This window comes from Shimia sp. W99, assembly GCF_053851455.3.
On the sequence record NZ_JBSQBU020000001.1, the window covers coordinates 2,521,498 to 2,542,878 of the forward strand.

18 protein-coding genes are annotated in these 21,381 nt (G+C 61.0%); 3 read left to right on the forward strand and 15 right to left on the reverse strand.

All coding sequences use genetic code 11. The features are described 5' to 3' along the window. Positions 1–43 precede the first annotated feature (43 nt). On the reverse strand, positions 44–1,600 hold the full coding sequence (locus tag ACS3QZ_RS12435) for a PhoX family protein (RefSeq protein ID WP_456038109.1): 1,557 nt from the start codon (positions 1,598–1,600) through the stop codon (positions 44–46). Positions 1,601–1,708: 108 nt separating this feature from the next. Then, positions 1,709–2,965 (reverse strand): aminotransferase class V-fold PLP-dependent enzyme, encoded by a 1,257-nt coding sequence (locus tag ACS3QZ_RS12440; RefSeq protein ID WP_456038110.1) that lies wholly within the window; start codon positions 2,963–2,965, stop codon positions 1,709–1,711. A 210-nt stretch (positions 2,966–3,175) separates the two neighbouring features. Between ACS3QZ_RS12440 and ACS3QZ_RS12445 the strand changes: the two genes are divergently transcribed. Then, complete coding sequence (locus ACS3QZ_RS12445; protein ID WP_456038111.1) at positions 3,176–4,285, forward strand: porin; 1,110 nt, start codon at positions 3,176–3,178, stop codon at positions 4,283–4,285. Positions 4,286–4,385: 100 nt separating this feature from the next. Here the strand turns inward: ACS3QZ_RS12445 and kynU are convergent, their stop codons facing one another. From kynU to ACS3QZ_RS12460, 3 genes are all read right to left on the reverse strand, one after another. Further along, entirely contained in the window at positions 4,386–5,579 is a 1,194-nt protein-coding gene (kynU, locus tag ACS3QZ_RS12450; RefSeq protein WP_456038112.1) for a kynureninase, read from the reverse strand. Between the two features lie 2 nt (positions 5,580–5,581). Then, positions 5,582–6,421 (reverse strand): tryptophan 2,3-dioxygenase, encoded by an 840-nt coding sequence (locus tag ACS3QZ_RS12455; protein WP_456038113.1) that lies wholly within the window; start codon positions 6,419–6,421, stop codon positions 5,582–5,584. A 245-nt stretch (positions 6,422–6,666) separates the two neighbouring features. Beyond that, complete coding sequence (locus tag ACS3QZ_RS12460) at positions 6,667–7,425, reverse strand: SDR family NAD(P)-dependent oxidoreductase (protein ID WP_456038114.1); 759 nt, start codon at positions 7,423–7,425, stop codon at positions 6,667–6,669. A 363-nt stretch (positions 7,426–7,788) separates the two neighbouring features. On the opposite strand from ACS3QZ_RS12460, the gene ACS3QZ_RS12465 reads away from it, so the two are divergent. Further along, on the forward strand, positions 7,789–9,444 hold the full coding sequence (locus ACS3QZ_RS12465) for a U32 family peptidase C-terminal domain-containing protein (protein WP_456038115.1): 1,656 nt from the start codon (positions 7,789–7,791) through the stop codon (positions 9,442–9,444). A 33-nt stretch (positions 9,445–9,477) separates the two neighbouring features. Here the strand turns inward: ACS3QZ_RS12465 and ACS3QZ_RS12470 are convergent, their stop codons facing one another. The 8 genes from ACS3QZ_RS12470 to ACS3QZ_RS12505 are packed head-to-tail and all read right to left on the reverse strand — an operon-like array spanning position 9,478 to position 16,388. Next, positions 9,478–9,954, reverse strand: coding sequence for a class I SAM-dependent methyltransferase (locus tag ACS3QZ_RS12470; RefSeq protein WP_456038116.1), 477 nt, complete (start codon positions 9,952–9,954; stop codon positions 9,478–9,480). Then, entirely contained in the window at positions 9,951–10,706 is a 756-nt protein-coding gene (locus tag ACS3QZ_RS12475) for a polysaccharide deacetylase family protein (RefSeq protein WP_456038117.1), read from the reverse strand. The genes ACS3QZ_RS12470 and ACS3QZ_RS12475 overlap by 4 nt, the downstream gene beginning before the upstream one ends. Next, entirely contained in the window at positions 10,703–11,845 is a 1,143-nt protein-coding gene (locus ACS3QZ_RS12480) for a glycosyltransferase family protein (protein WP_456038118.1), read from the reverse strand. The genes ACS3QZ_RS12475 and ACS3QZ_RS12480 overlap by 4 nt, the downstream gene beginning before the upstream one ends. Then, positions 11,842–12,429 (reverse strand): histidine phosphatase family protein, encoded by a 588-nt coding sequence (locus tag ACS3QZ_RS12485; protein ID WP_456038119.1) that lies wholly within the window; start codon positions 12,427–12,429, stop codon positions 11,842–11,844. The genes ACS3QZ_RS12480 and ACS3QZ_RS12485 overlap by 4 nt, the downstream gene beginning before the upstream one ends. Then, on the reverse strand, positions 12,426–13,502 hold the full coding sequence (locus ACS3QZ_RS12490; protein WP_456038120.1) for a glycosyltransferase family 4 protein: 1,077 nt from the start codon (positions 13,500–13,502) through the stop codon (positions 12,426–12,428). The genes ACS3QZ_RS12485 and ACS3QZ_RS12490 overlap by 4 nt, the downstream gene beginning before the upstream one ends. Next, positions 13,502–14,743 (reverse strand): glycosyltransferase, encoded by a 1,242-nt coding sequence (locus ACS3QZ_RS12495; RefSeq protein ID WP_456038121.1) that lies wholly within the window; start codon positions 14,741–14,743, stop codon positions 13,502–13,504. Before ACS3QZ_RS12495 ends, ACS3QZ_RS12490 begins: the two co-directional genes overlap by 1 nt. Continuing rightward, the gene (locus ACS3QZ_RS12500) at positions 14,740–15,963 is read right to left on the reverse strand and encodes a glycosyltransferase family protein (protein WP_456038122.1); all 1,224 of its coding nucleotides are present in this window, start codon (positions 15,961–15,963) and stop codon (positions 14,740–14,742) included. The genes ACS3QZ_RS12495 and ACS3QZ_RS12500 overlap by 4 nt, the downstream gene beginning before the upstream one ends. A 32-nt stretch (positions 15,964–15,995) precedes the next feature. Next, positions 15,996–16,388: a UDP binding domain-containing protein gene (locus tag ACS3QZ_RS12505; protein ID WP_456038123.1), complete on the reverse strand. Its 393-nt coding sequence runs from the start codon at positions 16,386–16,388 to the stop codon at positions 15,996–15,998. A 232-nt stretch (positions 16,389–16,620) separates the two neighbouring features. On the opposite strand from ACS3QZ_RS12505, the gene ACS3QZ_RS12510 reads away from it, so the two are divergent. Next, positions 16,621–18,984, forward strand: coding sequence for a mechanosensitive ion channel domain-containing protein (locus ACS3QZ_RS12510; protein ID WP_456038124.1), 2,364 nt, complete (start codon positions 16,621–16,623; stop codon positions 18,982–18,984). A gap of 218 nt (positions 18,985–19,202) precedes the next feature. Here the strand turns inward: ACS3QZ_RS12510 and ACS3QZ_RS12515 are convergent, their stop codons facing one another. After that, positions 19,203–20,354, reverse strand: coding sequence for an ABC transporter permease (locus ACS3QZ_RS12515; protein ID WP_093091586.1), 1,152 nt, complete (start codon positions 20,352–20,354; stop codon positions 19,203–19,205). Next, entirely contained in the window at positions 20,351–21,379 is a 1,029-nt protein-coding gene (locus ACS3QZ_RS12520; RefSeq protein ID WP_093091588.1) for an ABC transporter permease, read from the reverse strand. Before ACS3QZ_RS12520 ends, ACS3QZ_RS12515 begins: the two co-directional genes overlap by 4 nt. Positions 21,380–21,381 lie beyond the last annotated feature (2 nt).

Here is a 21,381-nt window from a genome sequence, read left to right on the forward strand (position 1 = left end):
TCGCCTGAGCCACCCCGACAGGTCGTTTACCCTGAGCCACGGCTTAGCCGCGACGCCACAGCCACATGGCGTTGTTCTCGTGCTTGCCGGTGTCTTCCCCGATCAGCACGTCACCATTATCCAGAACCACAATGTTGTCGGGGTTCGAGATATTGTCGAGCGCACAGGCGTTGGCGCCGTTGTTCTTGTCATAGGGGCCACCGGCGACGGCGGGCACCATCATGCCGACGTTATAGTTGGGATCGAGCTTCATCTCGTAAACCACGCCGCATTTGTTCTGAGACACCTGAATGTCGCCCGCATCATCCGACATACCTTTTTCCACGGCGGACATGGCCATGTACATGTAAGGCACCGTGCCGTCCTTGACGGCGTCAAGGTTGATGTTCACACCTTCCATCTTGCGGAACTCGGCCGTGGCGCCCTTGGCAACGGCGGCCTTTCGGGATTCAAGGAAAGCCACGCGATTGTCTTCCGCTTCGCCCATGGCCCAGGCCGCAACCTCGGTATCGGAGATATAGCTGTTTTCCCCGGCTACGTAATCGTCCTGCGTGATCCCGTCATACTGCGCGATCCAGCCTTCGATCTCCGCGTTTGAACCATGCGCCAGTTCAATCCAGCTGATCTGGAAACCCGTGCTGGCCGAATCCGCGCCCGGTGCACCCAGTTGCTTGGCCTTGGCCGCATAGAGCGTGCCAGCGCTCATGTCGCCCGCCGTGTCGGCCACGAATTTGTAGAACACCACATCCGTGCCATCGTCCGAGAGATACACGGTTCGCTGATCCGGCATGACCACCGCGTTCTCATGGCTGAAACGCCCCTGGGCAAAAAGCTTGACCGGAGTCGCCGCCCCGGCCGGGTCGGTGATCTCCACGATATAACCATAGCGATAGGGGTTCGGATAGGCGCCGACATAGCTCTCCAGCGCCTTGACGCCGTCGATATACTTGTATTCGGGGTTGTTCCAATCCGAAGTTGCATCGAAATAGAGCTCTTCGGAGGTGAGCGGCGTGCCCCACGGGCTGAGCGTGCCGAAACAGTTCACCCATGTGCCCTGCACACCGGAGAAATCCAGCATCTTCGCGTCGGTTTCGTCCACGCGCCACATCCCGTCCACGGCCCGGCTCATCTTGACTCGGGACATGCCGCCGGGGCGGTCTTCCCAGTTGGTGAAGAGATACCCGGCATTGTCGCCTGTCGGAACAAACGCGTTGAAATCCGGGTCGTTGGAAATCTTGATCTCGCCCCCCGCGCCGACAATGTGCCCGATACGGCCAAAATCGCCTTCCTGAACGAGGATCTGGTAATCGCCCAGCGTGCTCTTGACCACGGCCTTGTCGGCATCACTTGTCGGCACGGCCAGTTCACCGGTAGCAAAATCGGCGTTGGCGATCACGCCAACGGTGGCCTTGGCAAAGGCCGTGGGCAGGTCAGACGCCGGGTGCTGCACGTTGAAAAAGAGGTCTTTGTCCTGAAGGAACATGCCGGTGATTTCACCGCCAACAGGCACGGTGGCGACACGGGTCAGCGTATCCGCCAAAGCTGCAGAGGTCAGGCAGGTCGACGTTGCCAGAACAGCAATCAGATGGGTCGGCTTCATAATAGGCATCCTTGAAATTCGGTCCAGTTTGGCGCGAACCCTAGGCAGAGTATACTACAGCTCTGTGACAGGGCCTTGTCGAGGATATGAAACCCGGCGCAGGCCCGACTAGCCCGCGATCCGTTTCATCACCTCAAGGAACTTGGCCACTTCCTGCACTGAATTGTAATGGCACATCGACACCCGCACGCAGCTGTTCAACCCCAGGGGCGTCAGGATATTGCCGGAATAATGGTCGTCCTTGCGCAGATGGGTGCGGATGCCTTCGGCGTTCAGCCGCGCAACCACCTCGACCGATGGCACCCCATCGACCACGAGCGACACCAGCCCCTCGCGCGCCGGGTTATCGATTCCACCGATGATCGTGACCTTCTCCATCTCGGCCAGACCGGGCAGGTTGCCGGTGCCATGGATCATCGCGTGGCAGAGGGCCGCCTCCTGTGCGTGGATCGCATCCCCCGCCGCGACGAATTTCGCGCGCCGGTCCGGGGCGTCGCTCACCTGCCCCCCGAGCCATTCGAAATACGCCACCACGTCCGACATGGTGGCATAGGCGCCCGTGTCGCGCGTGCCCATTTCCCAATTGTCTTCCGGGCCGCCGATGAGGCTGTCATGGGGCAAGGCTGTCAGGCGGTCGGAAATCCATGCCACGCCATAGCCATGCCGGGAAAAAACCTTGTAGGGCGAGATCACGTAGCCATCCGCGCCATAGGCGGTGAGGTCGATGCGCCCATGCGCAGCGTGCTGGATGCCGTCGATGATGATAAAACACGCGGGCGCCACGGCACGGATCGCGGCCACAACACTTGCCACATCAACACCCATGCCCGTCACCGGCGAAGTGTGCACGATGGTCGCCACGCGTGTGTCCGCAGTCACGGCGGCGGCATAGGCCTCGGCCCCCACGGTCCCCGTGGCAGCGTCATGCGCCACCAGAACATGATCCAGCCCCGCCACCCGCGCCCAGCGCGCCGCAGCACTTCGGGTTGCGGGGTGTTCCAGCGTCGTGCCAAGCACGATGCCGCCCGCTTCCCCGGCGCCCAGACAGGCATTCATGATCAGGCGGAACAGAAGTTCGGTTCCACTCTCGCCCACAAAGAACTGTCCGCCCGGCGCATTCATGAAGGCGGCCATATCCTCGCGCGCTTTGGCGATCGTGCGCACCAGCGCATGACTGCCCGGATTGTCCCGCCCCTGGTTGTCGGGAATGGCGGCATAACGGGTCGAGGTTTCCACAACCGATTTCAGCGTCAGCGCACCCCCGGCATTTTCGAAGAAGACGCGCTCTCCCTGTTCGGGACAGGCCTCCACCTGCGCAAATCGCGCGCGGATCTGGGACAGAAGATCGGGGGTGATCCGGGTCATGTGCGTTTCCTTGTGCCGTTCGTAAGTCAGACCTACGCAAAAATCCGCCAACGCGCAGCAGAATTTGTTGTCTCAAAGCGACAATCCCTGGCGCATTACCCTCGTATCTCTGGTCCTAGGGCCAGCGATGAGGTTTAGAAGGCGCACGGGCCGCGCGTCTTGATTGGAAGACGCCCATGACCCACCCCACAGCCAAAAGAGTTTTACGCCATGTCCGCGCCGATCAAAGCCCCGTTCATTGCCGCCGCACTGCTTGCCGCCACCTCGACCTCCGCCCTTGCAGAATTCCGCTGGGAGACCTCGGGCGGTGGCAGTTTCCAGTTCTACGGTCAGTTCGACCCGGCCTACCTGTCCTTTGACGACGGCGTTTCGACCAAGGACGGCATTGTCGACAACACCAACTCGAACAGCCGCATGGGCATCTGGTTCCGCCAGCCTACGGACAGTGGCGAATTCGCCATCAACCTTGAAACCTCGTTTGGTCTGCGCCCCTCTGCGGCGATGACCCAGGGCTTCACGCCGGATGCCGCCAACTGGCGCCGGACAAATATCCGTAAGGTCGAGGCGATCTGGAAATCCGATCGGTATGGCACGTTCTTCCTCGGTCAGGGCAGCATGTCGAGCGACAGCGCGGCCAACAAAGATCTGTCGGGCACCACGCTCGTGCTCTACAACTCGATCCCCGACACCGCCGGTGCATTCCGCTTTCGCACCACCGCTGGCGCTCTGACCCTGAAAACCATCGCGCAGGCGTTTGGCAGCTTTGACGGCGGGCGCAAGGGCCGCATCCGCTATGACACCCCGGCCTACAAGGGCTTCAAGCTGTCGGTGAGCTATGGCGAAGAAGTGCTTGCAAAGAACGTCAACCAGGAGGTGACGGATGTGGGCATTCACTATGCGCGCCAGATTGGCGCCTACAAGCTCGCGGGTGGCTTGGCGTATTCGCACAACGAGTTTGGCAACGGCACCAAACGCCGCGACACGATCGGTTCGTTCAGCGCCCTGCATGACTCGGGCTGGAACGTCACCGTCGCCGCTGGCGACCGTCGCGAGACGGGGCACTATGTCTATGGCAAGATCGGCTATCAGGCGGACTGGCTGGCGGCGGGCAAGACCGCGCTCGCGATCGACTATTATTCAGGTCAGGACAAGACTTCTGCCGGGTCCGAGTCGGATTCGGTGGGCATCGGCGTGGTTCAGAACTTTGACCGCGCCCGAGTGCAGGCCTATCTCGGCTATCGCCAGTACAGCCTGAACGAAACCGGCGTAACCTATCGCGATGCATCGTCCGTGATGTTCGGCGCACGCTGGCAGTTCTGACGCAACCCTGAACAGAAAGCGCCCGGCCTGCGCAAAGCAGCCGGGCGCGCACGCTCGAATTTGACCACCCGGCAAACTCGCCGAAACGGGCAGCCCGATGTTACGTGACCCTTGAAACCGTCTGGTATTTTGGGTCCCGCCAAAGCTCCTGCGTGATCACGTCTTCAATGATTTTCGCTGCGACGATCACGTCGCTCTCGTCGATGTACAGGGGTGTGAAGCCAAACCGCATGATGTTGGGCGCGCGAAAATCGCCGATCACGCCACGATCAATGATTGCCTGCATCGCTGCATAGCCGTGCTCGAACCCGAACGACACCTGCGAACCGCGCAGCGCGGCATCGCGCGGCGAGGCCAGTTCCAGCTGCGGACAGCGCGCCTCAACTTCCGTGATGAACAGATCACACAGGCGCATCGACGCGGCGCGCAAATCGGCCATGTCAACGCCCTCCCACACCTTGAGCGCCTCTTGCAGCACCGACAATTGCAGGATCGCGGGAGTACCGACGCGCATGCGTTCGGTCGACATGGCCGGGCGGTAATTGCGCTCCATGGCAAAGGGCGCATCATGACCAAGCCACCCCGACAACGCCGGCTGTACCCTGGTCGCAAGATCAGGGCGCACATAGACAAAGGCCGGGGCGCCGGGCCCGCCGTTGAGGTATTTATAGGTACAGCCCACCGCGAATTCCGCGTTGCTGGCCGTCAGGTCCACCGGCACCGCGCCCGCCGAATGGGCCAGATCCCAGATCATCACCGCGCCCATGTCATGCGCGCGCTGCGTGATCGCCGCCATGTCATGCATCCGCCCCGAGCGATAGTCGACCTGCGTGAGCATCACCACGGCCACTTCTTCGGTGATGGCCTCCATTACTTCTTCAGGCGCGGGTGTGCGCAGCTCGTACCCCTTGTCGATGGTCCCGATCAGCCCCTCGGCCATATAAAGGTCGGACGGGAAATTGCCGTTGTCCGACAGGATCACCCGACGGTCCGGGCGCATCTTCAGCGCGGCGGCAAGAGCCTGATAAACCTTGATCGACAGGGTATCCCCGGTGGCTACCGATCCGGCAGGCGCGCCCAGAAGCCCCGCCAGCGTATCACCCACATCCTGCGGCAAGGCCATCCACCCGGCTGTGTTCCACGCCCGGATCAACTCCTGCCCCCATTCCTCGCGGATCACGCGCGCGGCACGCTCGGCCGCCCCTTTGGGCAGAACACCCAGCGAGTTGCCATCAAGATAGATGACCCCTTCGGGGATATCGAACAGCTCTTTTCTTGGCAGTGTCACACCCATGATCACAATTCTCCTCGCAGATGCCAAAGTTCGGGAAACAGCTCGACGCTTAACATCTTACGCAAATATTGCACACCCGAAGTTCCCCCTGTCCCGCGCTTGAACCCGATCACCCGTTCCACCGTGGTCACATGGTTGAACCGCCAGCGTCGGAAATAATCCTCAAGATCCACAAGCTTCTCGCCCAGTTCGTAAAGGGTCCAATGGGCGTCGACATCTTCGTAAACCCGCTTCCACCGCGCCTGCACTTCGGGGATCGCCTCATGGGGCGCATTGAGCCGGGGCGCGGGCGGGGTGGCATCCGGTCCGTCCAGTTCGCGGTACAAGAGGGCAATCACCTCGTCATAGAAACTCGGACGCGCCAGCTCTGCGGACAGAATGCGGTGCACGTCCGGCACATGCTCATGCGGCTTCAGAAGGTTCGGGTTCCGGTTGCCCAGCACATATTCGATCATCCGGTATTGCCACGACTGGAACCCACTCGACGGCCCCAGCGCCTCGCGAAACCGCGTATAATCGGCGGGCGTCATGGTGCGCAGCACATCCCACGCGCTGTTGAGCTGTTCAAAAATCCGGCTCACTCGGGCCAGCATCTTGAACATATGCGCCATGTCGCCGTCGACCAGCGCTTGCCGCGCCGCACCCAGTTCGTGAATGGCCAGTTTCATCCACAACTCGCTGGTCTGGTGCTGGATGATGAACAACAATTCGTCGTGGGCACCGGAAAGTGGGAACTGCTGGTCTAGCAACGCGTCCAGATGGAGGTAGTCGCCATAGGACATCGCATCCACAAAGGACATCTTCGCGCCGTCCCGGCTTGGGTCAAAGGGGGGCTTGGTCATGTGTCTTCCCGCAATCGAAAAGGTTGGAATGTCCCGGTCTCGGACAAGGTCGGAACCGCGATGGCGGCTACGGACCGGGGATAACTATGGGATTCGATGACCGCTTTGACATGGTTTTGCAAGCGTTACGCCATGGCGGGTGATCCCCCTTTCCCATGGCTGAGAACCCGGCACACCATAGGATTGCGGGTGTCGCACAATGCGCCGCAGGGCTGCCACTACCGCTAGCTTCCGGCCGGGGCTCCTCATTTTTCACCCACCGACGGGCTGAGCACTTGCCCGTTGACCGCGCCCGCTTCTTCTGAACACAGCCAGAGCGCCGCACCGGCAATTTCGTCTGTCCGATTGAATTGGCGCTGCGGGTTGATCTGCAGCAAGGCGGCCCTTGCCTTGTCCAAATCCACCCCGGATTTTTCCACGATATCAGATGGCGATTGGTCCAGGATCCGGGTTTCCGAATAGCCGGGACAAATCGCGTTGACCGTGATCCCGCTCGTATCCAACTCAATCGCCAATGCCTGCGTCAGCCCCACCACCCCAAATCTGGCGGCGCAATCGCCGCTGACACAGGGGGAGCCCTTCAACCCGGCCATCGAGGCCACCGCGATCAGCCGCCCCCAGTCATGCCGGCGCATGTCAGCCAACCCGGCCTGCCAGCAATGAAACACGCTCTTGAGATTGACCGCTAGCGAAGCATCCAGTTGCTCGTTCGTCATCTCCTCAAATGGCACGCGCTCCCCGACCCCGGTAGCGGCAACCACGATCTCAACGGTACCGTTTAGCCCCCGCGCCTGGCGAAACGCATCCCCGACGGCGTCCCGGTCGGTCACGTCGCATGTCACCCAGCCAATGGCCTTGTGCTGCTTCGCAACCTCCCGCAAAGGCGCTTCGCTTCGGCCCAAGACGGTCACCCGCGCCCCGGCGTGGGCAAGTGCTTCCGCGATTGCAGCCCCTGCTTCCGAGCCACCGCCAAGGACGATGGCGTGTTTGTCGGCAATGCTCATGTCCGGATCACCTCTGCTTCACATTTGGCAATGGGCATCAGCGTTCTACGCCCACGGATCACCAGTGCCCCGGCTGAGATTCGACCCGCCGGATCTGGCCCGCCGGGTCTACGTCCGAACGCACGTGCGGTACAATCCCACCCGAACATGACACCGGGGTTCCTGACCTTTCGCCGGTAGGCCAAGCCGATTTCTTTACTTCCAACTCGAAACAGCAAAACTCATTCCATCTGCACAGGCTTGATATCAACACCGATGTAATACCGACATGATACCGACGTAATACCGACGCCTCCAAAACTGCGATTTGCGCCAATGGCAGATCCCGTGTAAGACGGCCCTCTTATCATGGATGCGCGACTCATGACCCAGAAAAAATCCGAACTCCTGATGCCTGCGGGCAACCTGCGAAAACTCAAGATGGCGGTGCTTTACGGTGCCGATGCCGTCTATCTTGGCACGCCTGACCTGTCGCTCAGGACCAAGTCGGAATTCTCTCTGGAAGAGGTGATCGAGGGCGTCGAGTTCTGCCACGCGCATGGCCGCCGCGCCTATCTCACGCTCAATTTGTTTAGTCATAACAAAGATATACCCAAGCTCGACGAATATATCGACACGGTACGCAAGGTGAAGCCTGACGGGCTGATCATTTCCGACCCCGGCGTGTTCCAGTTCGTGCGCGAACGCGCGCCCGAAATCCCGCTGCATGTGTCGACACAGGCCAATATCGCCTCGTGGCTGACCACGCAGTTCTGGCAATCCCAAGGCGCCGACCTGGTGGTTCTGGCGCGCGAAGTGTCGTTTCCGGAACTGGAAGAAATCCGCGGAAAATGTCCTGATATCAAGCTCGAAGCCTTCATCCACGGCGCCATGTGCATGACCTACTCGGGCCGCTGTCTCCTGTCCAACTTCATGGCCGAGCGTGGCGCGAACCAGGGCAACTGCGCCAATTCCTGCCGCTGGAACTACAAGTTCCACATGCGCCTCAAGGATGGCACCGTGCAGGAGCTGATCGTCGACGAAGACAACCTGCACATGTTCGAATTCCTGCTGGAAGAAGGGGTGCGCCCGGGCGAATTCCTACCCATCCAGGAGGACGAGCGTGGCAGTTACATCCTTAATTCCAAAGACTTGTGCCTGATGCCCAAGCTCGACGACTATCTGCGCATCGGCGTCGATAGTCTCAAGGTCGAGGGCCGTGGCAAGTCAGAATACTATGCCGCCATCGTCGCCCGCGCCTACCGCATGGCCATTGACGACTATTATGCAGACCCCGAAAACTGGAACGCAGCCGACTACATGGAAGAGTTGGAAACCGTGGGCAACCGTGGTTACACGCTCGCCTTCCACAAAGGCCGCCTGACCAACCTCGCGCATGGGTACGAACAGACCCAGGCCATTGCCCAGTGGGAATATGCCGGGTTCGTCACCGACGTGAAGGACGACGCGTTCCTTGTCGAGGTCAAGAACAAGCTCGAGCCGGGCGACGTGATCGAAATCGTTTCGCCGGTGGCCCGCAACACGATCCTTCTGCGCGGTTACGAATATGAAGTGGCCGAAACGGGTGAGAAGAAAGAGGTCATCCACGGCTCGACCAAAACCGTGATCCGCCTGCCATTTTCTCTTTTTGAACAAGAGGATATGGATGATCTGCGCCAGAACTTCCCGCCGATGACCGTGCTGCGCAAGGAGCGCGCGCTGACCGAGGAACAGTGGAAAAGGCTACAACTCGACAAGACGGCGCTGGCGATGGAGGTGAAGGATTCCACCAATGAAACCGCCTATAAGCGTCGCCGCGACGCGCTGGTCGAGGCGATCGAGGCCGACACCAACACGCGCCGTTTCAAGACCAACCGCAAAGGCACCGAAGGCTGCTGTGGCAAGGGGTGCAACGGCTGTCTGATTTTCTGGCAGGACGACATGTACGCCCATGCCCGCGAAGTGCTCAAGGAGCGCAAACAAGGGGCCATGCTCACCAAGGCCGAGGCCGCCGCGTTCAAGCTGCCAGCGGCGGAATGATCTGCGCGGAAAGCGTTTGTTAACGCCTTTGGGTCAGGTTCTATAGAAACAGTAGCGGTCCGGCGCGACGGTTTCCGGGCCACGCACCTGCTCAAAACCGACCAATGGCTGGCCTGAGACCAGAACACCGCCGGGGGCCATGATGTCGGCAATCATGGGCGAAAGACGCGCGGCTTCGGCCACGTCCTTGTCTTTCTCACCAAAGCCAAAGTCATAATGCGCCAAAACGATCTTGGCGCCGCTCGCGGCCAGTTTCCTGAGCATGTCCTCGGCTTCGCCTTGCAGGAAATCCTGTTCGGGTGGAATGCAGGAAGGATGACATTGCAATACGCGGTCGATGACCCAGATCCGGCGATCGGGCGCGATCTCGCGCAGGTGGTCATATGTGCGGCCATTGCCAAGCCCCATATCCACATAGTCACCTTCGACCCCGGCCACACAGGCGTGCCCCCATTCCAGCCCGTCCCGCTGGGCGGCCAGCCGCCGCATCATGCTATCCAAACGGCTCATGTCCTGTCCTTTCCGTCTTGCCGAAAGAGCGTCACGGGCCCCTCGCAAAGTTCCAAGATGAATTGACGCGAGAACTCCCAGATATCCGCGTCATGTACAAGGTGATGTGTCAGATACCCCAAGGGCTCGGCATTGTCTGACCGCCCCTCCCGCCTGTCACGCAACAGGGCAACCGTCTGTTCCAAAATAGCTTCTGGCGGTACAAGCCCACGTGTGCCGCGCCAGAAGATCGGGTCGATATGGGTGTTGATCTGTTCCAGCCCCGGCGCGGCATCGGCCGACTTGCGCGGCAAATAGGTCGAAACCGACTCGTATCCCAGCGATTGCAACAAAGGCAGTGCACCATTGTCCAACCGGTTCCAAGGCGGCACGAACATCCGCGCCAATCGCGCGCCGAACAGGTCTTCCATCCGTGCCAGACCTGCCTTCAAATCGGACTCGACCTCGGCCTGTGGACGGCCCGGTCCGAACTCGGCTTTCTTCTGCCCTTCCGGCGCGTTGTTGGCATGGGCCCAGCCATGCACGACCGGCACAAAGCTGTCGTCAAGAGCCGGCGCCAATTCCGGTGTCGCCTCGCGCGGGATGATCGCCAGATGCACGGGGACGCCGGTCTCGTGGCTAAGCACGGCAAGACGGTCCAGTGCGGCGGTCGGCGCCACCGCGTCGTCGTCCCGCCACCAGAGCGGAAAGGATTTCCCCTGCGCGCGCCACAAGGTCAACTCGGCACGAAAACTGGCAAAATCGACCCTCATTTGCGCATCTTCCCGAGAAGGTCTTCCACAATCTCTACGGTGTCCTGAGCGCCCCGCATGGCAAGGCCATCGCCGCTGCGCCGTCCCTCTGACATCACGGTGTCGACTGCTGCCGCCATGGCTTCGGGCGTCAACTCGGCGGTCGAAATCACATCCACCGCCGGAAGCGCGGCGAGCGCGCGGGCGCGCAGGCTCTGTTCGACTTCACCGCCGTCATCAAATGGCACCAGAACAGCGGGAAGCCCGGTCTGCAACAGGTCCAGCGCCGTATTGTATCCACACATGCTCACCGAAGCCGCCGCCCCGGTCAGCATCTCGCGAAAATCCGGGCGCACGGGTTCGATGGTGATCTCAAGATCTCCCGCTCGCGCCGCAAGTTCTGCGATCCGGTCGTTGCGCTCTGCGCCGCCCACCAGCAGGCGCCAAGACAACGGAGATTGCCGCGCCGCCTCGACTGCACATTCAAACAAAGCCTGCCCCACAGCCCCTCCACCCGCGCTGACGATGATCTCACCCTGTCCCACTCCGGTTGGATGCGGCGCGGCGGGCGGCGGCGCGACATACCCGGTGTAATGCAACAAAGGTTGGATCACTTCGGCCACCGGCCAACTGTCTTCCAGCCGGGTGATTTTCGGGTCGGAATGCACAAGCACCCCGTCATAGTGTTCCAGAAGGATATCCCGTGCGCGGTCAGCCTTGGAAGGCTTGGAAGGCGGCGCAAGAATGTCCCGGATCGAGGCCAGCACCAGCGGTTCGGGGCGCATTTGGCCCGCCGCCTGCAACAGCGCGAGAAACTCGCCCGACAGTGAACGGCGGCCAAAGGGAAAAAGCTCGATGATGAGCACATCAGGGGACAGGGCGCGCAGCGTTTCCACCTTGCCCGCCGTCCGCTTCGCAAGATAGGTTTCATCCGCCACCTGCCCATCTTCATCCAGAAGACGGGTGAAATTGGTGCCGTCCGAGGTGAGCGGCGGTAACTGGACGAGGTTCAGGCCATCCATGTCAAGATGCGGTGCCGCGCGCCCCCCCGAGAGCACCGTCACCTCATGGCCCGCATCGGAAAATGCCCGCGCCAGTGTCACCGCGCGCGACAGGTGGCCTGCCCCAAGCAGGTGCGTGACCGCGATCAGAACTTTCATGGCTGGCGCGTCTCCAATCGCACGATATCCGGGTCCGCCACACGCACACCCGCGTCCGAAATCTCGACCACGAACAGGCGATTCCGTTTGATGCGATAGGGCGCGGGGCCGTCAAAATCCCACCCATGGGCCCGTGCAAGAACGATACGCATCGTGCCGATATGGCACACCGCGATACTGTCGCGTTCAAGCGACATCAACCACGGTTCCAACCGCGCCCAGACATCGCGGGGGCTTTCCCCTTCGGGAGGGCGATAATCCCAGCCCCAATGTTCGATATCGCGAAAACCAGAGGTCGGGTCCGCCTTGAGATCGACGCCCCTGAGCCCTTCCCATTTACCCCAATCCATCTCGATCAGTTCAGGTACCAGCGTTGGTGTGTGCCCGGCCACGATCCGGGCCGTGTCACAAGCACGGGTCAGGGGGCTGGCATAAACGTCAGCGTCGCGCCAGCCATCCGGCAGTGCGTATCCGGCCAAATCTGCGCGCGCCATGTCGTCCAGCGGTATATCTGTGCGGCCCTGAATCCGGCCCGCGCGGTTCCAGTCGGTATGTCCGTGGCGCATCATGGCAAAGCGGATCATTCGGCCTCCGGTATCATCGGGGCAAGTGTGCCCCAAAGCGTGTCACGCGCTGCGCCGATCAGGTGGCGCGCCGCGATCCTTGTGCGCGCCTCTTGTGCACGGCGTGCGTGATAGGTGGTGTCATTCAACAGGTGATGCAACTCGGCGGCAAGGGCTTCTTCCGTCTGCGCGGGCACAAGGCCACCGGGGGCGACAACATCGCGAACCCCTTCGCGATCTTCGGCAACCACCGGCACCCCGGCAGCCTGGGCTTCGAGATACACCATGCCAAAGGCCTCGTTCACCCCCGGCCAGAAAAAGGCCCGCGCCCGGCGATAGGCTGCAGCCATACCATCGCTGTCCAACTGCCCAAGGAATACAACCTTCTGCCCGAACGGCGCGAACAACGCGGCAACCTCGTCCCTCATCGGGCCATCCCCGGCAATCTCTGCCTGCCATGGTCCGTCAGGCAATTGCGCCAGGGTCCTTGCGGCGATCTCATAGGAGGCAAGCTTGTCTCCGGGCCGCATCATTCCGGCAAGCAGGATGATAGGGGGATCGCATGGCGCCGCGATGTGCGGCAAGTCCACTTGCCCGAGAAACGGGGCCAAATGCACAAGGCGTTGATCGGGCCGCAGGAAAGGGCGCAACCCGTCGGCGTCGCGAGCGGTGAAGTGAAACAGCACGTCTGCGCGGTCACAGGCCGCGGCGGCTCTTTCTTCGAACACCGCCCAGGGCCCTGACAATCGCTTGGCAGCGCGGGTTGCTTCGATGGTGAGGTAGGGAATGCCAAGCGCGTCACAGACAGCCGGGCCAAGCAGGTCGGGCGCCTTGTAATAGCTGTGATATGTCACCCAGGCCTGCCAAGGAGCTTTCGCCACAAGTCGGCGCACCTCGGCTTCGGCCTGCGTGATCAGCACCGCCTGCCGGACCGGATCCCCCTGCTTGTCCAGACTGCGAAACTCGGAGACCCGTTCAACTTGGTGACCATCGCGGGCAAGTGCCTTGAGCAGGTTGCGCGCCATTTCACGCTCGCCCGAGGGCACCGGATGATCGGGCGATTTCAGAGGGGCGAAAAAGGCGATCCGCGCCATCAGCGGGCCGCCGTCAACAGGCTTTGCAACCGCCGGTCCAACTGCGCAATCCCCGGTGCCATCAGGAAATGGGCGTTCAGACGACCATAGGCTGCCTCTGCCAGTTCCGCGCGGCGTGCCGGGTCGCGAGCCAGGTGTTCCAGCGCAGCGGCAAGGTCCGAAGGTGCATCGCTTGAAAGAACGCCATGTTCGCCGTCGGTGATGAATTCGGGAATGGCCGAAACCGGCGTGGACAGAAGGCACAGTTTTTGCGAGGCCGCTTCCATGAGCACATTGGGCAAACCATCACGGTCGCCATCGTCGGCGATCCGGCTGGGCAGCACGAAAATGTCGGACCGGCGCATAGCCTCGATCACCTCGGGCTGATCACACGCACCGCGCCAAGTGATCCGCCCCACCAACCCCAGCCGGTCGGCCTGCGTCTTGAGAGCATCGCTCAACCCACCGCCACCTATATGCTCCCAGTGCCATTCCAGATCATCCGGCAGGCGTGCGAATGCTTCGAGAAGACGGTCAAACCCCTTCTTCTCAACCAGACGTCCAACCGACAGGAACCGGGTGGCGTCGGCATCCGGGCGGTTTTCGGGCGGCGGCGGAAACCGGGCGATGTCGAGCCCATGATACACCAGTTCAACCCGGTCAGGGCGGTCGGCCAACTCTTGCAGATGCGACGCCCCCACCCCGGTGCAGGTGGCCAGGAAGGTCGCGCCAAACGTGTCGTCCTGCAGCTTCTCGCGCTTTTCCCACTCGGGCGAGGTCCAAATATCCTTGGCATGGGCGGACACGGCCCAGGGCACGCCTCGCAGGATCGCCGCATAGCGGGCGACCGAAGCCGGTGTATGCATGAAATGGGCATAGATGGCCGCTGTCTCTGACGGCATTTCCGCTGCCATCACGCAAGCCTGTCCAAAACGGCGCACGCGGTTCCGGGTCCGATCCCGCCGCAAGTCGCGCCACCAAGCCCCAAATGCCCTGGTAAAACCGTCGCGGAACACGCATTTTGCAACGCCGCGCAGCACCCGAAACGGCTCTTGATGCAGGTATTCCGGTAGATACCGCACCTCGGCCTGAAGGCGGTCATGCAAGGGGTGGCGCTTCTTGTCGGTGGGAAAGCGCAGGGACCACAGATCGAGCGCGTAACCGGCCTCTTCCAGAGCGACCAGTTCCTGCGCGATGAAGGTTTCGGACAGCCGCGGCCAGCCCTTGACGACCACCGCCAGCTTGCGTTTTGCAGACGTCATGCGACCCCTTGGGACTTCTGCAGGCCGAGCATCTGCAGGACCCGGCCAGACACGAAATCCAGCCCGTCCAAAAGCCCGGGGACAAATGCAGAGCTGGGCTTGGGCTGGGACGGCAAGGCACGAATTGCGGCGATCATCGCATCCGCCGTCAGCCCGTCGCGGTATTCATCCAGCACCCGGACAAGCCCCAATCCCTCGGCCCGGCTGGCGCGGATATATTGTTCGAGACGCGGCTTCGTCCGTGGCACGATCACGGCGGGTTTGTCAAAGGACAGAACCTCGCAGAACGTGTTGTATCCGCCCATGCAGACAATGCCCTGCGCCCCGGAAAACAGGTTCTCCATCCGACTCTCAAAGCCCACCGCTCGCACCCGCCCGTTCAGCGCGGCGACACGCATTTCGAACTCGGCCCGCTGAACACCCGACAGGAAGGGCCCATAGACCAAAAGCGCGTTTGGCCCGAGATCCGGTGCGCGTTCATAGGCCGACAGGACAAGGTCCACCATGCTGGCCCCATCACCACCGCCGCCGGGCGTGATCAGCACATAGGGTTCCAGCGGGATTTCACCTTCGGTCAGTTCGTCCCGGCGCAGATAGCCGGTGAATTTCATGCGCGACCGGAACGAGGTCGACAGGCTCAACCCCTCGGTCGGGTCGCAAATCGAGCGCAGGCCATAGACCCACGTCTCGTCGTAATATTTTTCCGCCGCGGCGAGCGCCTCCTTGCGGTCCCATTCGGCGGCCAGCACCTCAGGGTCGTCCAGCACATCCCGCAAACCAAGAACGATCTGGGCCTTGCGCTTGTCCCTAAGCCAGTCCAGCGCGGGCAACAACTCGCCCCGGAACCCGGTCGGCTCCTTGTCGACGATCAGGATGTCGGGATCGAAATGCTCGACCGTCGACTTAATCAACCCGGCCCGCAACGCCGTGGTTTCGTCGATATGCAACCCGAGCCGTTCCGACTTGTAGTCCCCGTCCGGCGTTTTGGTCACACCGGGCAAGCGGATATGATCAACGCGCTCGGGAAAGGTAAACCGTCCGGCCACCGGCGAACCGGTCAGGATCAGCGCAGAAATTCGTTCGTCCGCCTGAGTGATCGCGCTGGCCAGCGCACGCGACCGGCGCAGATGCCCCAAGCCATAGGTATCATGGCTGTAAAACAGCACGCGCGGCGAGTCTCCTGCCCCGTTTTCGCAGTTTATGGAAATCGCGTCAGACACGCCCTCGCCCCGCTCTCCACCTTGTTACAACCTCAAATCCGACTCGGATTTTGCCAAAAACCCTCGATATCGTAAAGCAAAGCGCCCGGCTTTCCGAGTGCCCTGATTGCTGCTCCGCAAATGCTGGCGAACACGCCATGGGCCACCGCGATAACGATCCCATCATATGTACCCGCGTCTGGCTCCAAAACCGGAGATATTCCATACTCATGTCGGATGTCATCTGCATGAACATGTAGGTCCCGGACATGAACCTCGGCCGAGCAGCTTTCCAGCTCGTCTACAATGTCGGATGCGCGCGTTTTGCGGGTGTCGGTATCAAAGCCGATGACCTCGTACCCCGACCGTCCAAGGGCCAGCGCCAAAGGCAGGCCCACATGGCCCTGGCCCAAAACGGCAATCTCGTCCTGTTTCGCTTGGCTCACGGGTTCCTTGCCTCACAGTATCCGTTTGTCTGACAGGTTCAGTGCTGCGCTATAGAAAATGGCACCTGTTGTCACGCCCAAAGCGGGAAAAACTCCCGCAAGGGAAACAAAGGTGGGACACCAATGCCAAAGTGCGTTTGTGTTGCGCAGCAAACAGCACGGCATTGCGATTTGCCCGCACCTGCAAGTCGCGCTAGAGATTGGACGTATAGAAGAGGATCGCGAAACCACCATGCGCCAGTTACTCACCTCGATTATTGTGGCTCTTTGCCTGGCTTTGCTGCTCCCGCTGCACATGGCTGATGCCCAGGAAACAGTGGATGCGCCACAGAATCCGGCAATTGCAAGCATCGTCGAGGAAGCGGCGCGCAACGGGATGAGCGTGATCATCCTCGACGCCAGCGGGCAGCCCGTCGATCCCGATGCTGCCCCGTCCAGCGGCGACGCGGAAGACGCATCCGAGGATCAGGACAAGGGTGCGCTGATGCAGGTGCAATCCGAGGTCGACGATTTCCGCTCTGTGCTGAACAGCCGTCTGGATGCGCTCCCGGCCGCTATCAACGAGGTTCTGTTCATTCTGCGCGCGTCCAGCCCGGATGGAACGATCATGGCCTTCGTTCGCACGCTATTGTGGATGCTGGGCTTTTTCTTCATGGGCATGCTGTTTGAACGCTTTGTCTATGGGCCGAAACTGGCTGCGCGGTTTGTCATACCCATGATCAAGGAAAACCCGCAGGGCTATTCCGAGAAGCTGCCATTCCTCGTCGTGCGTTTTGTTGCGGGTGTGATCGGCGTGGCCATTTCGATGTTCATCGCTTTCCTGCTGGGGCTGATCATTCACGGCCCGGCCGATGATACCGCGATCCGGTTCACCATTGTCTCGATCAATGCGGCCTATGCCCTGTGCCGGGTCGTGTCGCTGGTTTGGCGTATGATCCTGTCACCCTACCTTGCGCAATACCGTATCCCCGCGCTGACCACGAAGGATTCCAAACGCCTGCATCACTGGGCGTTTTCGCTTGCCATTCTGGACATCTGCGCGACGGTGTTCGGCGCCTGGCTCAAGGAACTGGGCCTGAACTACGACGTCTACGCGGTGATGCTGCTTGCACTGACTGTGGTGATCGCAGTGGCCAACATCTCGATGGTTCTCGTCAACAAGAGGGCAATTTCGACCGCGATGCGCAATGGGCGTGCGCCGGAAAACGTGACGCTGCTGACCCGTTGGGCCAGCATTCTCTGGGCCCCGATTTTCATACTCTACATTCTCTACGGCTCGGCCGAGCTGGCCTTCGACCTCGTGCTGGGACAGCCGACCTCGATCCCGCTGATCGCCGGGGCGTATTTCATCTTCACTTCGATCATGGTGGTCTATGCCACGATCAACTTTGCCATCGAGCGCTATTTCGCCCGGTCCCGAAACCTGCAGGAAATGAACGAGGCGGCGGACGCGCTGCGCGAAAGTGCGGAAGACGGCGCGCCGCTTGATGCGCAGCAGGAAGACGAACTCGAGAAAATCCAACGGTTTCTCGATCACCGCCGGATCAGCACGTTCGAGGACCTTGCGCGGCGGGTATCGGGGATACTGGCCGTGGTCGCGGGGCTTTATGCAGCCCTGCGCATCTTTGGCGCACAGGATCTCATGTCGTCGCAAAGCTCGCTTTCCGACCGTTTCCTCGACGTCGCGGTTATCGTGTTCATCGGCTATATCGTGTTCCATGTCTTCCGCATCTGGATCGACACAAAAATTCAGGAAGAACAGGGGGATGAATCCGAGGAGGCGGAACTTGGCGACGAGGGCGGCGCCAACAGTGCAAGCCGCCTTGCGACCCTGCTTCCACTGTTCCGAAGCGTGATCCTGCTGGTGATCATCGTAACGATTGCGCTGATCGTGTTGATGGAACTGGGCGTGAATGTCAGCCCGCTCTTTGCCGGTGCCGGTGTGGTTGGCCTGGCCATCGGGTTCGGCGCGCAGTCGCTAGTGCGGGACATCTTTTCCGGCGCGTTCTTCTTGTTCGACGATGCGTTCCGCAAGGGCGAGTACATCGACATCGGCAGCGTCAAAGGCACGGTCGAGAAGATCTCGGTCCGCTCGTTTCAGCTGCGCCACCACCTTGGGCCGCTGCACACCATTCCCTTCGGCGAAATTCAGCACCTGACCAATTTCTCAAGGGATTGGGTGATCATGAAACTCAAGCTGCGCGTGACGTATGACACCGATGTCGAGAAGGTGCGCAAGCTGGTCAAGAAGCTTGGGATCGAGCTGCTGGATGACCCGGTGATCGGGCATAATTTCATCCAACCCCTGAAGTCTCAGGGTGTGGTCGAGATGCAGGACAGCGCGATGATCATCCGCGTCAAGTTCATGACCAAGCCGGGCGACCAATGGCTGGTGCGCAAGAAAGTCTACCAGGACATCCGCGAGCTGTTCGAGCGCGAAGGCATCAAGTTTGCCCACCGCGAAGTGACGGTCAGAATTGCGGATGAGGATGCGCAGGGCCTGACGCCCAAGCAGCGCGAGGCGGTTGTCGGAGCGGTGGAGGCCGCGATGGACGAGGACGACGGACCGGACGCCGGGGGCGGTGACGACCGCTAGGGGGCGACTCGGGGGTTAACGCCTTTGTTTGTTGGCAAAACCGGCTTCGGCGTTGCGTCGGTATTGCGTCGGTATCGGATCGGTCGACACCGGGATTAACGCGGCGGGCGTTGCTTTGGGAGGGGGGCCAGCCCCCCGCCGCCTTTGGCGGCCCCCCCCCGGGATATTTTTGGCAAAAGGAAGAGCGGGAGCCTTTTTCGGATCACATCCTGTTTGGCCTAGCTTCGGTTGGGATCAAGCGCGTCGCGCAGACCGTCGCCAAAAAAGTTGAAGGCCAGCACCACAACCACGATGGGCAACATCGGGATCGCGGTCCACGGATAGATCTCGATCGAGGCGAGGTTCTGGGCATCATTCAGCATGACCCCCCAGCTGACCGCCGGCGCGCGCAGGCCGAGGCCGAGGAACGAAAGCGCGGTTTCGCCAAGGATCATGGCCGGGATCGAGAGTGTTGCCGAGGCGATCAGGTGACTGAGGAAGTTGGGCAGCAAATGGCGGCGGATCACGCGGCTTGGTTTGGCCCCCATCATCTCGGCGGCGCGCACGAATTCTTCTTCGCGCAGCGACAGGAATTTGCTTCGCACCGCACGCGCCAATCCCGGCCAGTCAAGTATCCCAAGAATGATCGAGATGATGAAAAACACTGCAACCGGCCCCCAGTGCGAGGGCACCGCCGCAGAAAGCGCAAGCCAGAGCGGCAATTCCGGCAGGGACCGCAGGATTTCGATCACCCGGTTGATGATCCAGTCGAGAAAGCCGCCGAAATACCCTGCGATCGACCCCAGCACGATGCCGATCACAAAGGACACGGTAATGCCGACAAGGCCCACGGTGAGCGACAGTTGCGCGCCGTACATGATGCGGCTGAACACGTCGCGCCCCAATCGGTCGGATCCCCAGAGGAAGACGGTGGCGCCTTCGGGGGCGCAGAACAGGTGTGTGTCGGTCTTGATCAGCCCGGCGAGGCGGTATTGCCCGCCTTTGCAGAAGAATTCGAGCCTGGCGGGTTTGCTTTCATCGGCCACGTATTCCCACGCGAATTCTTCAAGGTTCATCTGGGCTGTTGTCTCGTAGACATGCGGTCCGATGAACTTGCCTTCATGAAAGAAGTGAATCCATTGCGGCGGGTGGTAGAGGTAGTCTTCCTGCCGCTCGTTGGGCGTGTAGGGCGAGATGAAGCCCGCCACAGGCAGCATCAGGTAGCTGAGCAGAAGGAACAGGGCCGAAATAAGCCCCAGCTTGTGCTGCTTGAAGCGCAACCACAAAAGCCGCGTATTGGACATGTCGAGATCGGCATGGCGCGCCTCTGCGCCAATGTCGCGCTCATAGGGCTGGTCGTCAACATAGCGTCCGTCGGGGGTCATGGTCATTTCTCACGCCCTCCAAAGCGGATACGGGGATCAAGCAGCGCCAGCAGGATGTCAGACACCAGCGTGCCGATCAGGGTCAGAAGCGCCACGAACATCAGCACGAAGGCCGACAGGAACAGGTCCTGTGATTTCAGCGCGGTGAGCAGCACGGGGCCGATGGTTTGCAGGCCCAGCACCACCGAGACCAGAACCGAGCCGGAGACCAGCGAAGGCAGCAGCGTGCCGATGTCGGCCACGAAGGGGTTGAAGGCAACGCGCAGCGGGTATTTGACCAACATCGCGCTTTCGCGCATCCCCTTGGCACGGGCGGTTTCCACATAGGGTTTACCCAGCTCGTCCAAGAGGTTGGCGCGCAGGCGCTGCATCATGGCCGCCGCACCGGAGGTGCCGATCACGAAGGTCGGAATGATCAGGTGGATCAGCACCGATTTCATCTTCTCAAACGACATCGGTTCGCCTTCAAATTTCGGATCCATCAGCCCGCCGATGGGCAGGTTGAGATAGCGGTTTCCGTAATAGAACAGGATCAGCGCCAAGAGGAAGTTGGGCGTGGCAAGGCCAAGATAGCCGACAAAAGCCGAAGTATAGTCGATCCATGTCTTGGAACGCGCCGCCGCGATCACGCCCAGTGGCAGCGCGATGGCGTAGATGAACAGCACGGCGGCAAGGTTGACCAGCACGGTCATCCAGAGCGCCCCGCCGACCAGATCGGCCACGGGTTTGTCAAATTCGAAGGACCAGCCGAACTCGCCCTGAATGATGCCCAGAAACCCGTGCGGGCCGGGCATGAACCCCATCCAGATCATGTATTGCTTCCAGAGCGGTTGATCGAGGGAATACTCGGTGCGCAGGAATTCCGCCTTGGCGATGCCGTTGGATTGCCCGGTGGCGCGCAGTTCATTGATCTGGTTGGAAAGGTAATCCCCCGGCGGCAGGTTGATGATGATGAAGATCATCACCGACACCACCAGCAACGTGGCCAGCATCGTGAAGAACCGGAAGATGGCAAAGCGCAGGATGGCCATTA

Bases quoted from the DNA above. Each gene is read 5' to 3' on its own strand.
- ACS3QZ_RS12435 (WP_456038109.1), bottom strand. From the start codon at position 1,600: ATGAAGCCGACCCATCTGATTGCTGTTCTGGCAACGTCGACCTGCCTG.
- ACS3QZ_RS12440 (WP_456038110.1), bottom strand. From the start codon at position 2,965: ATGACCCGGATCACCCCCGATCTTCTGTCCCAGATCCGCGCGCGATTT.
- ACS3QZ_RS12445 (WP_456038111.1), top strand. From the start codon at position 3,176: ATGTCCGCGCCGATCAAAGCCCCGTTCATTGCCGCCGCACTGCTTGCC.
- kynU (WP_456038112.1), bottom strand. From the start codon at position 5,579: ATGGGTGTGACACTGCCAAGAAAAGAGCTGTTCGATATCCCCGAAGGG.
- ACS3QZ_RS12455 (WP_456038113.1), bottom strand. From the start codon at position 6,421: ATGACCAAGCCCCCCTTTGACCCAAGCCGGGACGGCGCGAAGATGTCC.
- ACS3QZ_RS12460 (WP_456038114.1), bottom strand. From the start codon at position 7,425: ATGAGCATTGCCGACAAACACGCCATCGTCCTTGGCGGTGGCTCGGAA.
- ACS3QZ_RS12465 (WP_456038115.1), top strand. From the start codon at position 7,789: ATGACCCAGAAAAAATCCGAACTCCTGATGCCTGCGGGCAACCTGCGA.
- ACS3QZ_RS12470 (WP_456038116.1), bottom strand. From the start codon at position 9,954: ATGAGCCGTTTGGATAGCATGATGCGGCGGCTGGCCGCCCAGCGGGAC.
- ACS3QZ_RS12475 (WP_456038117.1), bottom strand. From the start codon at position 10,706: ATGAGGGTCGATTTTGCCAGTTTTCGTGCCGAGTTGACCTTGTGGCGC.
- ACS3QZ_RS12480 (WP_456038118.1), bottom strand. From the start codon at position 11,845: ATGAAAGTTCTGATCGCGGTCACGCACCTGCTTGGGGCAGGCCACCTG.
- ACS3QZ_RS12485 (WP_456038119.1), bottom strand. From the start codon at position 12,429: ATGATCCGCTTTGCCATGATGCGCCACGGACATACCGACTGGAACCGC.
- ACS3QZ_RS12490 (WP_456038120.1), bottom strand. From the start codon at position 13,502: ATGGCGCGGATCGCCTTTTTCGCCCCTCTGAAATCGCCCGATCATCCG.
- ACS3QZ_RS12495 (WP_456038121.1), bottom strand. From the start codon at position 14,743: ATGACGTCTGCAAAACGCAAGCTGGCGGTGGTCGTCAAGGGCTGGCCG.
- ACS3QZ_RS12510 (WP_456038124.1), top strand. From the start codon at position 16,621: ATGCGCCAGTTACTCACCTCGATTATTGTGGCTCTTTGCCTGGCTTTG.
- ACS3QZ_RS12515 (WP_093091586.1), bottom strand. From the start codon at position 20,354: ATGACCATGACCCCCGACGGACGCTATGTTGACGACCAGCCCTATGAG.
- ACS3QZ_RS12520 (WP_093091588.1), bottom strand. From the start codon at position 21,379: ATGGCCATCCTGCGCTTTGCCATCTTCCGGTTCTTCACGATGCTGGCC.